General features: G+C 66.0%; 13 protein-coding genes. 1 reads left to right on the forward strand and 12 read right to left on the reverse strand.

Features of this window, described 5'->3' with window-relative positions:
* Positions 1–21: 21 nt before the first annotated feature.
* The 6 genes from AWC27_RS21415 to AWC27_RS21440 all read right to left on the reverse strand — a co-directional run bounded on the left by AWC27_RS21415 (position 22) and on the right by AWC27_RS21440 (position 5,960).
* Positions 22–519 carry a MarR family winged helix-turn-helix transcriptional regulator gene (locus tag AWC27_RS21415; RefSeq protein ID WP_085672332.1) on the reverse strand — a complete coding sequence of 166 codons (498 nt, stop codon included), beginning with the start codon at positions 517–519 and terminating at the stop codon, positions 22–24.
* Between the two features lie 62 nt (positions 520–581).
* The gene (locus tag AWC27_RS21420; RefSeq protein ID WP_085672333.1) at positions 582–1,331 is read right to left on the reverse strand and encodes an amino acid ABC transporter ATP-binding protein; all 750 of its coding nucleotides are present in this window, start codon (positions 1,329–1,331) and stop codon (positions 582–584) included.
* Positions 1,328–3,133 carry an ABC transporter substrate-binding protein/permease gene (locus AWC27_RS21425; RefSeq protein WP_211281682.1) on the reverse strand — a complete coding sequence of 602 codons (1,806 nt, stop codon included), beginning with the start codon at positions 3,131–3,133 and terminating at the stop codon, positions 1,328–1,330. The genes AWC27_RS21420 and AWC27_RS21425 overlap by 4 nt, the downstream gene beginning before the upstream one ends.
* Positions 3,134–3,179: 46 nt before the next feature.
* Entirely contained in the window at positions 3,180–3,902 is a 723-nt protein-coding gene (locus tag AWC27_RS21430) for a GntR family transcriptional regulator (RefSeq protein ID WP_085672335.1), read from the reverse strand.
* Positions 3,903–3,999: 97 nt separating this feature from the next.
* Positions 4,000–4,785: an LLM class F420-dependent oxidoreductase gene (locus AWC27_RS21435; RefSeq protein ID WP_085672336.1), complete on the reverse strand. Its 786-nt coding sequence runs from the start codon at positions 4,783–4,785 to the stop codon at positions 4,000–4,002.
* Complete coding sequence (locus tag AWC27_RS21440; RefSeq protein ID WP_085672337.1) at positions 4,785–5,960, reverse strand: NADH:flavin oxidoreductase; 1,176 nt, start codon at positions 5,958–5,960, stop codon at positions 4,785–4,787. The genes AWC27_RS21435 and AWC27_RS21440 overlap by 1 nt, the downstream gene beginning before the upstream one ends.
* A gap of 50 nt (positions 5,961–6,010) precedes the next feature.
* Here AWC27_RS21440 and AWC27_RS21445 point away from each other — a divergent pair, with 50 nt between their 5' ends.
* Positions 6,011–6,979, forward strand: a complete 969-nt coding sequence (locus AWC27_RS21445; RefSeq protein ID WP_085672338.1) for an NAD-dependent epimerase/dehydratase family protein — start codon at positions 6,011–6,013, stop codon at positions 6,977–6,979.
* Here AWC27_RS21445 and AWC27_RS21450 read toward each other — a convergent pair.
* The 6 genes from AWC27_RS21450 to AWC27_RS21475 all read right to left on the reverse strand — a co-directional run bounded on the left by AWC27_RS21450 (position 6,965) and on the right by AWC27_RS21475 (position 12,160).
* Positions 6,965–7,810 carry an SDR family oxidoreductase gene (locus tag AWC27_RS21450; RefSeq protein WP_085672339.1) on the reverse strand — a complete coding sequence of 282 codons (846 nt, stop codon included), beginning with the start codon at positions 7,808–7,810 and terminating at the stop codon, positions 6,965–6,967. The genes AWC27_RS21445 and AWC27_RS21450 overlap by 15 nt on opposite strands.
* 17 nt (positions 7,811–7,827) lie before the next feature.
* Positions 7,828–8,427 (reverse strand): TetR/AcrR family transcriptional regulator, encoded by a 600-nt coding sequence (locus tag AWC27_RS21455; protein WP_085672359.1) that lies wholly within the window; start codon positions 8,425–8,427, stop codon positions 7,828–7,830.
* 13 nt (positions 8,428–8,440) lie between these two features.
* The gene (locus AWC27_RS21460; protein WP_085672360.1) at positions 8,441–9,343 is read right to left on the reverse strand and encodes an alpha/beta fold hydrolase; all 903 of its coding nucleotides are present in this window, start codon (positions 9,341–9,343) and stop codon (positions 8,441–8,443) included.
* A gap of 33 nt (positions 9,344–9,376) precedes the next feature.
* Positions 9,377–10,489, reverse strand: coding sequence for an inositol-3-phosphate synthase (locus tag AWC27_RS21465; RefSeq protein ID WP_085672340.1), 1,113 nt, complete (start codon positions 10,487–10,489; stop codon positions 9,377–9,379).
* A gap of 63 nt (positions 10,490–10,552) precedes the next feature.
* The gene (locus AWC27_RS21470) at positions 10,553–11,092 is read right to left on the reverse strand and encodes a PadR family transcriptional regulator (RefSeq protein WP_085672341.1); all 540 of its coding nucleotides are present in this window, start codon (positions 11,090–11,092) and stop codon (positions 10,553–10,555) included.
* 219 nt (positions 11,093–11,311) lie between these two features.
* Entirely contained in the window at positions 11,312–12,160 is an 849-nt protein-coding gene (locus AWC27_RS21475) for a DUF1707 SHOCT-like domain-containing protein (RefSeq protein WP_308207107.1), read from the reverse strand.
* Between the last annotated feature and the right edge of the window lie 101 nt (positions 12,161–12,261).

Here is a 12,261-nt window from a genome sequence, read left to right on the forward strand (position 1 = left end):
GACCTTGGCAGTCAAACACTTTCAGGCCTGCGAGCGATTAGGGCAGTCCGAGCTGCCAGCCGGCTCACCCGCTGCCAGCCGGTCCAGCGGGGCCAGTGCCTTCAGCAGGGTCTCCAGGTCTGATGGGGGAAGTTGGCTGAGCATCGCGGCCAGCGCGGCGTGCCGGTTGGCCAGCGATTCGGCATGAACTGCCCGGCCCTGGGGGGTGATGTCGACCAGGACGGCCCGCAGATCCGACGGATCACGCGAGCGTTTCACCAGTCCGATCTTCTCCAGCCGGCGAATGGCCACGGTGGTGGTGGGCGTACGTACCCGTTCATGCGCGGCCAGGTCGGTCATCCGGATGGGGCCACGGTCGAGCAAGGTGACCAAAATTGACAGCTGCGCAAGCGTCAATTCACCTGCGACCACGCCGTTGGGATCGCCTCGGCGCAGTATCGAGAACAGCTTGGACAGCGCCCGATGCAGCCCCTCCGCCAGCTCCGTCACCTCCGGGGCTGTGGGTTCGCTGTCCGCCATAAGTCGGCAGTCTAACCCGACACAACCGCGACGGGAGACCCGGAATAGAACATGCGTCCGACCTAAAGCACCTGGGAGAGGAACCGTTGCAGTCGTTCGGTCTCTGCTGCCTCGAAAATCTGCTCCGGAGGGCCGGATTCCACCACTTTGCCATGATCCATGAATGCGACGGCATCCGATGCCGAGCGGGCGAAGCCCATTTCGTGGGTGACGACCACCATGGTCATCCCGCCGGCACCAAGGTCTGCAATCAGTTTCAGGATGCCTTTGACCATTTCGGGATCCAGCGCCGAGGTCGCTTCGTCGAAGAACATCACCTGTGGGGACATGGCCAGCGCGCGCGCGATCGCGACGCGTTGCTGTTGGCCTCCGGACAGGGTGTCCGGACGGGCACCGGCCTTGTGTTTCAGGCCAACTCGGCCCAGCTGGCTCAGCGCGAGTTCACGGGCCGCGTCGGCGGGCAATCGGCGCAGTTTGCGCGGCGCCAGCGCGACGTTATCCAGCACGCTGCGGTGCGGGAACAGATTGAAATGCTGGAACACCATGCCGATGCGCTGCCGTAATTCGTTGGGGTCGTCGCGCAACACCGATCGGCCGTCCAGCAAGATGTCCCCACTATCGGGCTCGTGCAACCGATTCAGGGTACGAAGCAATGTCGATTTGCCCGAGCCGGACGGGCCGATCACCGCGGTGGTACTGCCCGCTGGCACGTCGATGTCCACGCCGCGCAATACCGCAACGCCGCCAAGCATCTGGTGAATGCCTTTGGCTACCAATGAGACTGGCTCGCGTCGCACGTCACCGGTCGTCATACCATCTCCTGGCCGAGGGTGGAGGAGACCACATCCGGAGGGTCCTCGGGTTCGAGTTTGGCCCGGCCGCGGCGCAGCCGATTGTCGATGTAGTTCACCAGATGCGTTAACGGCACAGTCAATATCAGGTAGAAGATCCCCGCGGCCACCAGCGGCGACAAGTTGCCGGTCTGCGCGTTGAGGTCACGACCGACCTGAAACAGCTCGCGCTGCTTGGCAACCAGCCCGAGGAAGTACACCAGCGCAGACGCTTTCAGCAGCGCGATGAACTGATTGACCAAAGCCGGCAATACCCGCCGGATGCCCTGCGGCACTACCACCAACCGCATCGCGGCCGGATAGCTGAAGCCCAGCGCACGCGAGGCCTCCAGCTGTCCGGGGTCGACGCTCTGTATTCCCGAGCGCAGGATCTCGCCGACGTAGGCGGCGGCCATCAACCCCAACGCGGCAATGCCGAGGGGGTACGGGTTGTTGTTGGTCAGGCCGCCAACCAGCGGACCCACACCCAGCCCGATGATCAGAATGATCACCACCTCGGGCAGCCCTCGGAAGACGTCGGTGTACACCCGCGCCGGCCAGCGCAGCCAGCGTTTACTCGACATTCCCGCGACCGCCAGCCCCATGCCGAGCGTCAGGCCCACGACGCTGGCGCTGCCGGTCAGGATCAGGGTGTTGGGCAGCCCGGTGGTGAGCAGCGCGGGGATGGCCTGGCGGTACAGGTCCCAGTCCAGCAGGGATTCGCGCAGCTGGGTGAGGGTGGACTTAGGGGCAACGGGTGCGGTCTGGGACCGCTGGTGGCGAGCCGCAATGGCGGCGAAGTCCGGCAGGTGCGGGCTGGGTGCGGCCTTGGATCCCGGTTTCCAGCCCGGCGGCAGTGCGCGCGGCACCCAGTCGCTGTACAACCGCGACCACGTCCCGTCGGCGATGACGGCGTCCAGCCCGGAGTTGAGCGCATCGATCAGCGGCCGGTTCTCCCGGGCGACGGCATAGGCCACGAAGTCGCCGAGGCTGAAGGTGGTCGCCACCGCGACGGCCGGGTCACCTGACCGCATCACCGCCGAGGCGAGGTTGATCGGCGCTACCCAGGCGTCGATCTGGCGGGTTTTCAGGCTGGCATACACCGTGTTGAAGTCGGGAAACTCCACCGGCTGCAGCCCTAACGTCTCAACGACATAGGCCTCTTGCACCGTCCCCTGCACGACGCCGATCCGCTGTCCGGCCTCGAGATCCGCGAATCCCTTGATCGGCGAACCAGGTGGCACGACGAGCGTGTCGTAGCCGAAGTCGTAGCCGTTGGTGAACGCCACCGTATGGCGCCGCGCGTCGGTGGCCTTCACCGCGGCCGAGCCGACATCGAATCGCCGCGATGCCACCTGGGCGAGCAGCCCGGAGAAATCGGTGCCGACGAAGCGCACCTTGAGGCCCAGCTTGTCGGCGATCGCACGCAGCAACTGGTTGTCGAAACCGGTGAATCGGCCGGTGGAGTTGATGCAGGCGTTCGGCGGGGCATCCGAGAGCGTGCCGACGGTCAGCACGCCCGGCGTACCGAGACCCAGCGCGGCCCCGTTCACCGAGGTCAGCGGCTCGACACCGGCGGTGGTGTCGGTGTCATCCTGGCCCGCATTCGGGGTGCCGGTCAGGCCCGTCGGCAGTGCGGTGGCACTTTCCACCCCGGCGGGCGCGCATTGATTGCGGTCAGCCGCAGCGGTCGGGGCCACCGCCAAACCGCCGACGATCAGGATTGTCGCGGCCAATCCGAGCACCTTTGCGCCACGCCTAGCCCGCCGGCCCCAGCAACTCATCACCGTCACCGTAACCGCAGACCTGCACCCCGCGCCGTTCAGAGCGCTAGAAAGCGAACGAAGCTCCCGCGTCGGCCGTGGCGTGCAGCGGAAGCGGGTCCAAACAGGGCCCATCGGCCGGGATGAACACTCGGCGCCGAACCAATTCGGTCAGCATCCGCTGCGCCATCAGATCGGCGCGGCTGACGCACGCGGCCCTGGCGGCCTCGGGGTCGCGCCGGTGAATCGCCGACGTTTCTTCTTCGTAGTACGGCAGCAGCTCGTCGCGACTGCTCTGGCAGACCATCCAGAAAGCGCGGGGAATGAGGTTGTCCGAGGCCCGGATGGTGGCGTGCAACCGCGGGCCGGCATATTCCTCGTTGACCGTGCGGCGGTATTCGCACGCGATCTCGGCGAAACTTCGCGGATCCTTGCACGCCCGCAGCGAGCGCATCAGCGCATCGAGTTGCCCCAGGATGCGCGGCGTGGGATTGGCCGCTGCCCGCGCCGACGCGATCCCGTTGAGCAGGCCGTCGAGTTCGTGGTGCTCGAGGACCGTGGATTCGTCGAAGCGTTCCACGAACGCGCCGCGGTGATAGCGGGTGGACACGATGCCGTCATGTTCGAGCTGAACCAGCGCTTCTTGGATGGGGACCCGGCTGACGCCCAGACCCTGCGCGATTTCGTTGCGGTCGACGCGGTCGCCGCTGCGTAGCTTGCCCGTCAAGACCAGGTTCAGGATGTGCGAGACAACCTGATCCTTTTCCTTGATCCCATATTTTTTCGGCATCGGCGTGTTGAGCCTCTTTCAGCCTCCCGAGCGGCAATTGGCGTGCGCAAGTTTCTCATGACTGACGCCATACGGTCAGATGTTTCGCAGAAGTGAGCTAACGCCCGTCACGCCACTTACAGAGCGCTTCGGCGGCGCTCAGGTCGTAGTCCGGGCCGTCGCAACCGACCGTCAGCAACGTGACACCGAGGCCGACCAGAGCGTCCGCGTTGGCGGTCAGACCGCCCGCGCTTTCGACGGCGGCCGAGTGCTGGATGCCCGTCGGATCCCTGCCAACGTCGGCGCAGTGCCGCTCGAGCACGGCGGATTTCGCCGGGTACTCGTCGATGCTGGTGAAGCTGTGCCAGATGTCGGCGTATTCGGCGACCAGCCGCAGGGTTTTGCGTTCGCCGCCACCGCCGATCAGCACCGGGATGTCGCGGGTGGGTGCCGGGTTGAGTTTGCCCAGCCGCGACTTGATCCGGGGGAGTGCGCCGGCCAGGTCGTCGAGGCGGCTGCCCGCGGTGCCGAACTCGTAGCCGTACTCGTCGTAGTCCTTTCGTTTCCAGCCCGAACCGATGCCCAGGATCAGCCGGCCGTCGCAAATGTGGTCGACGGTGCGTGCCATGTCGGCCAGCAGCTCCGGATTGCGGTAGGAGTTGCAGGTCACCAGGGCGCCGATCTGGATCCGCGAGGTCTGCTCCGCCCAGGCCCCGAGCATGGTCCAGCATTCGAAATGCGCGCCGTCGGGATCGCCGTAGAGCGGAAAGAAGTGGTCCCAGTTGAAGACGATGTCGACGCCGATGTCTTCGCAGCGGCGCACGGCGTCGCGCATCTGGCCGTACTGCGGGGCGTGCTGTGGCTGTAATTGGACGCCGATTCGAACGGCAAGGTCAGAGGTCATTAGACCACCGTAGGCCGAAGCACACAGTGCGTCCCGCTGTAGACCGTCGGCATGCATTTCATGCAGTGGATGCACAAGCCTTCGGTCGCGGTTTCCTCGCGAAAGTGGTTGACCAGGTTGGGATCTCGCAGCAGCGCGCGGCCCATGGCCACCAATTCGAAGCCTTCGGCCAGTGCGTTCTCGGCGGTATCGAGGCGGTTGATGCCGCCGAGCAGCATCAGTGGCATCGACAGGGCCGACCGGAATTGACGGGCCAGAGGCAAGAAGAAGGCCTCTTCAAATGGATAGCTGCGGAACAACCGTCGCCCGATAACGCGCAGCCCCAACCCGACCGCCCGGGGCTGGGACGCGATGAACTCCGCGAGCGGGACATCGCCGCGGAAGTAGTACATCGGGTTCTGCAGCGAGCTGCCGCCGGTCAATTGCAACGCGTCGAGGTGCCCGTCGGACTGCAGTAGTCGCGCGGTGGGCAGGCTGTCGGTCAGCCAGAAGCCGCCGGGCACGCCGTCGTCCATGTTGAACTTCGCGGTGACGGCAACTGATTGACCGACGGTCAGACGCACGCGTTCGGCGACCCGGCGGGCCAGTTCCGCGCGGCGCACGGTGTCGCCGCCGAAGCTGTCGGACCGCTTGTTCAACTTCGGGCTGAAGAACGAGCTGAGCAGGTAGCCGTGGCCCATGTGGATTTCGATCGCATCGAACCCGGCTTCGACCGCGTTGGCGGCGGCCGTGCCGAAGTCGTCGATCACCGCATCGAGTTGCTCGGCGGTGGCGGCCTTGACCAATCCCATCGCCGGTGCGCTGAGCCGCGTGGAGGGCGCGAGCGTGGGAGTCCGGTTCGACCGGGTGTTGGCCACCAACCCGGCATGCCCGATCTGCGCACAGACCAGGGCACCCTCGGCATGCACCGCCTCGGTCAGGCGGCCCAACTGTGTCGCGCGGTCGCTGTCGAGCACGATCGTGTCGCGATGCACGCGTCCGCCGGGGGAGACAGCGCAGTAGGCCACCGTCGTCATGGCGGCTCCGCCGCGGGCCACCTCGGTGTGGAAGTCGATGAGCGCGTCGCTGACCTGACCGCGCGGCATCACGCCCTCGAACGTTGCGGCCTTGATGAATCGGTTCTTCAACGACAGCGGACCCAGCTGCAGTGGAGTAAAAGCGAGTTTCGGTGCCATTGGTACCGTAATATAACAGTTTCTCGGTGCCACTGGCGAGGAGGCAGTCGATGCGCATTGCAGTGACGGGGGGAACCGGCTACCTGGGCGCGCATGTGGTGCGCGCCTTGCTGCAGGCCGGTCATCACGTGACGCTGCTGGTGGCACCGACCGATTCCGCCCCGGTTATCGAGCGCTTCCGGGAGCTCGGGTCATTGACCGTGCGGATCGGTGACGTGCGCGCAACCGCGACCATTGAGGAACTCCTGACCGGAGCTGACGCCGTGTTGCATGCCGCCGGCATCGTGGGCACCGACGAACGCCGGGCCCGGCTGATGTGGGAGGTCAACGCCTATGCGACAGAGGCGATCCTGACTCGTGCGGTTGAGCTGGGGCTTGATCCGGTGGTGTCGGTGAGTAGTTATAGCGCGCTCTTCCCGCCGCCAGACGGCATCATCTCGCCGGATTCGCCGACATCCGCCGGCCGTAGCGCATATGCCAAGACCAAGGGCTACGCGGACCGGGTCGCCCGGCGGCTGCAGGACGCCGGCGCGCCGGTCGTGGTGACCTATCCGTCGAGTGTGGTCGGGCCGGCATTCGGCACCGCTGCGGGAGTCACCGAGCGGGGATGGGCGCCGATTGTGCGCTGGGCGGTGGCCCCGCGGGTGCGCGGCGGCATGCAGATGATCGACGTGCGCGACGTCGCCGACGTGCACGCGCGCATCATGCAAGCCGGTCGCGGCCCACGCCGCTACGTTTGCGGTGGACAGCTGCTGACGTTCGACGAAATGATCGACGCGGTCGAACAGGGATTGGGGCGCCGGGTGCGGCGGGTGGCCGTATCGCCGCGGTTGTTGTGTGCCGCGGGCCGTCTGGGGGATATCGCCGGCCGCTACGTTGCGTTGGGCGACGGCCTTACTTACGAGGCGGCAATGTTGCTCACCGCCGCGACGCCCACCGACGACAGCAGGACGCTGCAAGACCTGGGCATGACGTGGCGGTGTCCCAAGGCGGCCATCGTCGAGTCACTGCGTAGCTAGAAACTTCCGCAAGTAGCCCACCAGCCGGCGAGCCGGTACCGGGCGGGGCCAGTCGTCGGTGCGGAAGTGGGCGTCGGTGCCGCCGTCGACGAAAATTACACTGCCGCAAAGGAAATCGGCTGCATCAGACAACATGAAGCACACCCATTGGGCGAGTTGGTCGGCGTCTCCGAAGCCGCCGACCGGAACGGGGAAGCGACGCACCGCTTTACCCTGCCGGGGGCTGGCCAGCTGCTCCTCGAGCAAGGGCGTGCGCACCGCACCCGGAGCCAGGGCATTGAGCCGGATCCCGGCGCCGGCCCACTCCGGTCGCACGGCATGTCGCCGTACCCATCTACTGACCGCGATCTTGGAGGCTGCATAGATGATCGCAGGTCGCGCGGGCCCGAACACCCGGATGCCGCGCAGTGCCTTGTCGACATCACCGGCGATCAGCGCCCGCACCACCCGGCGAGGGACCAGGGGAGTGGTGGTCGTCGAATTGCTGGACAACACAACGACTTTCGCTCCGTCCGTGGCGGCCAGGCCCGGTCGCCACCGATCGAGGAGCTCGACCACTCCCAGATAGTTCACTTCGGCGATGCGACGCAGTCGCTGGGCGCCCGGGCCGGGGCCGAGGCCCGCCGCCAGCACGGCGCCGTCGAGACGGCCCTCAGCCGCGGCGAGGACGTCGGTTGCCGCCTGCGCGCGGCCCGCCCGCGTCGACAAGTCCGCGACGACTTCGGCTTCCCGGATGTCGACCCCGATGACGGTGTGGCCGTCGGCGCGCAGCCGCCGCGCAGTCGCGGCGCCCATTCCCGACGCCGAGCCGGTGACTGCGTAAGTACCCATGGGTATGCCTTCCGAACTCAGTGGGCTTTGCCGATAGCCGTGGTCAGCAACTGCGCGATCCGGCTGCGCAGGGCGTCGGTGTCGTCTTCGAGCGCGATCGTGGTAACGAACAACGCGGCGCCGGCCGCCATCGCCAGCGTTGCCCGCGCGTCGAGATCGGCACGCCGGCGTTCGGCATCCGTGCCGGCATTGACTCGCTCTGCGAACAACTCCACAGCGGGGCCGCTGAACCCTGACCACAGCGCGCGGCGCAGTTCGTCGTTTTCGCGCAACGCCAGCAACAGCCCCGGCACCGCTGCCTGCACGTCGGGCCTGCGATAGAGCTCGTGACTGCCCCGCACCACCCAGTCAATCCAGCCGGTCAGATCGGTGCCGGAAAACGGTGCCAGATCCGGGGTTTCACCCAATATGGCGTGCAACACCAACTCCGCCTTCGAGGACCAGCGCCGGCTCAGGCTGGCCCGTCCGACCCCGGCCCGCGCCGCGACCAGGCGCAGACTCAGCTCGTCCCAGCCCACCTCCATCAGCAGCTCGCGCGTCACCGATAACACCCGTTCGTCAATCGATGCGTCGCGCGGTCGCCCGGCTGGCCGGCCGGGGCCATCGTCAGCGGTCATCCGCAATTCACCCTCAGCGCGCGCCGACAACTCCGCGTACCAGCTCGATCAACGCTCGCGGCTGGTCGCTTTGGACTGAGTGACCCGAATTCTCGACGACATGAGCGGCGCGGAAATGCTTTGCCCGACGGCTCAATTCGGCTACGTCATCGTCGTTGACGAAGCCCGACGTGCCGCCGCGCACCAGGGTGACAGGGGCAGCCAGGGCGTCGACGTCGTCCCACAGAGTCGCGAAGTCGGGGAACTTGCGAATGGCATCGTATCGCCACGTCCAGTTGCCGTTGTCGAGCTTGCGGGAATTGTGAAAAACACCGCGTAGCAACGCTTTTACCTCACGATGCGGTGCGGCCGCGATCGTCAGGTCCAGCATGGCCTGGAAGCTCGGGAATTCCCGTTCACCGTGCATCAGCGCGACGGTGCCGTGCTGCTCTTTGGTCATTTCGGAGTGCCGCTGCAGCGCCGACGGGGTGACGTCGATGAGGACGAGTTCGTCGACCAGGTCGGGTGCCGTCGCACCCAGGCGTATCGCGGTCAGCCCGCCCAGCGACATCCCGACGACGAATTCGGCGCGCGGCGCCAGCTCACGCAACACCGGCGCCAAGGCGTCGGCATTGTGCTGTGGTGAATAGTCGCCGTCCTCGCGCCAGGTGGAATGACCGTGGCCCGGTAGGTCCACCGCCAGCGCGGGCTCACCGAGTCCAACGATGACGGTGTCCCAGGTGTGCGCGTTCTGTCCGCCACCGTGCAGAAAGATCACCCGCGGCTCCGCGCCGCCCCAGCGCAGCGCGCTGATGCCACCTGCGTGCAGCCGCTCGACCTCGGGCAATGGACCAGCAACCCCGGCCTGCTCGGCATTTTCAGCCAACAGGGCGAACTCGTCGAGACCGGTTAGTTCGTCGTCGGAGATTTCCGTCACCACTCCGACACTACGAACAAGGGTTGGGCGACTCTAGTCGGCCCCGATGATGAACTCCTCGAGCTGGGCGCGCGCAACGTCGTCGGGCAGCTGCTCGGGCGGGCTCTTCATCAAGTAGGCCGACGCCGGGAGCACCGGACCACCGATGCCGCGGTCCTTGGCGATCTTGGCCGCGCGCACCGCGTCGATGATGATGCCGGCGGAGTTCGGCGAGTCCCACACCTCGAGCTTGTACTCCAGGTTCAGTGGCACGTCACCGAAGGCGCGACCTTCCAGGCGTACGTAGGCCCACTTGCGGTCGTCAAGCCACGCGACGTGGTCGGACGGGCCGATGTGGACGTTCTTGTCCTCGATCTTGCCGGCGAGCGAGCCGGTGAGGTTGGACGTCACGGCCTGGGTCTTGGAGACCTTCTTGGACTCCAGCCGCTCGCGCTCCAGCATGTTCTTGAAGTCCATGTTGCCGCCGACGTTCAGCTGGTAGGTGCGGTCCAGCGTGACACCGCGGTCCTCGAACAGCTTGGCCATCACCCGGTGGGTGATGGTCGCGCCAACCTGGCTCTTGATGTCGTCGCCGATGATCGGCACGCCGGCGTCCTTGAACTTCTTGGCCCATACCGGGTCGGATGCGATGAACACCGGCAGCGCGTTCACGAACGCGACCCCGGCGTCGATGGCGCACTGGGCGTAGAACTTATCGGCCTCTTCCGAACCCACGGGAAGGTAGGACACCAGCACGTCGACCTTGTTGTCCTTGAGGACCTGCACAACGTCGACCGGCTCGTCGTCGGACAACTCAATGGTGTCGGCGTAGTACTTCCCGATGCCATCGAGCGTCGGGCCGCGCTGCACCACCACGTTGGTCGGCGGCACGTCGGCGATCTTGATGGTGTTGTTCTCCGAGGCGTAAATCGCGTCGGAGAGGTCGAAGCCGACCTTCTTGGCGTCCACGTCGAACGCGGCGACGAACTTGACGTCGCGGACGTGGTACGGCCCGAACCGCACGTGCATAAGGCCTGGCACGTTCGAGGTGTCGTCGGCGTTGTAGTAGTACTCGACGCCCTGGACCAGCGAGGACGCGCAGTTACCGACGCCGACGATGGCGACACGTACCTCGGTCGATGCCTGCGGCTCGTTGTACTTACTCATTAGGGCGTTCTCCTAACCTCATAACTTCTGGGGTGTCCCGGTATTCCGTCTCGTGCAGGGGTTTTACGTCTGTTCCGCGTGCGGCGCGGCCCGTTCGGCGGCGATGAGCTCGTTGAGCCACTTGACCTCGCGTTCACTGGACTCCAGCCCAAGCTGATGCAGTTGGCGCGTGTAGCGGTCCAGCGAATTGCTGGCCCGTGCGATCGCCTCGCGCAGCCCTTCCCGCCGCTCTTCGACCTGACGGCGACGGCCTTCCAGGATGCGCATCCGCGCTTCAGCCGGCGTGCGGTTGAAAAACGCGAGGTGCACGCCAAAGCCGTCGTCGGTGTAGTTGTGCGGCCCGGTGTCGGCGACCAGCTCGCCAAAGCGCCGCCGTCCCTCGTCGGTCAGCTGGTAAACCCGGCGGGCCCGCCGCACCGGAGTGCCGGCGGGGGCGGCGTTCTCGGCGATCAATCCCTCGGCCTGCATGCGGCGCAGCGCGGGATACAGCGAGCCGTAGGAAAACGCCCGAAACGCGCCGAGCAAGCCGGTCAAGCGTTTGCGCAGCTCATAGCCGTGCATCGGCGACTCGATCAGGAGGCCCAAAATAGCGAGCTCCAGCATCGAGTCACCTCCCTCTGGCCTGGCTGGTTAAGCGGCGTCGTTACGCTGGCTGTTACGTTGACTGATTACAGCGACCGGTTACGACCGTCCAACACCTCGTGTCATCCTATCGCTCCGATATATTAGCGACAACACCACCAGATGTTAGTGCGCTGTTCGTCACACATTCCGAACAGGGTTGACCGGCGTCAGCGGATCTACACCTTTAAGGCACCGCGATCAGGACGGGTAGTTCACCTGCTTGACGGTGCCGTCGCCGGCGAACTCGATGTAGCCACTGCCGTAATCGCTGGAGACGTACACCGTGAGCGATAGTGCACCGGGGGCGGTCGGGTCGGTGGCGGGCTCGACGATCAAATAGGTGGACTTGACGTCGGACCCCTTGATGCCGACGGTTTCCGGGGCGCCGCGCAGGATGCCCACCGCCGTCTTCACGTCGAATTTGCTCAGGTCAACCACGGTGGCGTCGACGCTGGACTTGGCGGAGCTGCTCGGATCTCCCCAGCCGCCGCGGTAGGTGTAGTTCAGCACGCGGCGCTCGTCTTTCGGGTCCTGGCGATCAAGCGACGCGTAGGTGGGATAGACCACCAGCCGGTAGCCCATGGTGTCGCCGAACCGTTTGCGGGTCTGTTCGATCAGCCCGGTCAGCCCGCCCAGGGATTGCAGCTGCTTAGGCGGCGTCAGCACCACGGCCGCGACGCCGTCGGGCTTGGCTCCGGGGTCGGAGGTGAAGTCCAGCGGCGAACTGGTGTTGCCGTAGAGACCCCACCCGATGCCGATGCCCAGCAGCACCGTCACCACGAAGACGGCGATCGTGATACCGAGCCCATTTGGTCTGGGACGTATCTTGACCGCCGGGGTCTGCTGGTGGGCGCCCTCGGATTGCAGGTCGGTAAGCAGGTGCTGCAGCTCGCCGAGCGTCACGGCCTTGGTGGCCGAGCTGACGCGTTCGCGATGCTCCTCTGACGAGATCTCGCCGTCGTTGAGGGCGTTGTCGAGAATCCGGCACGCTTCTTGCCGGTCGCTGTCCTTTGCACGCGTTGACGTCGGTCCCGACCATTTCGCCACGGGGACGATGGTAGAAGTCCGCTGCGGAGTGACCACGCGATACCCCCAGCACACGCGCGACAACACCGTCGGTTGCATATCGGTGGTGGGCGAGGCCACGT

The organism is Mycobacterium szulgai, assembly GCF_002116635.1.
Classification (GTDB): domain Bacteria; phylum Actinomycetota; class Actinomycetes; order Mycobacteriales; family Mycobacteriaceae; genus Mycobacterium; species Mycobacterium szulgai.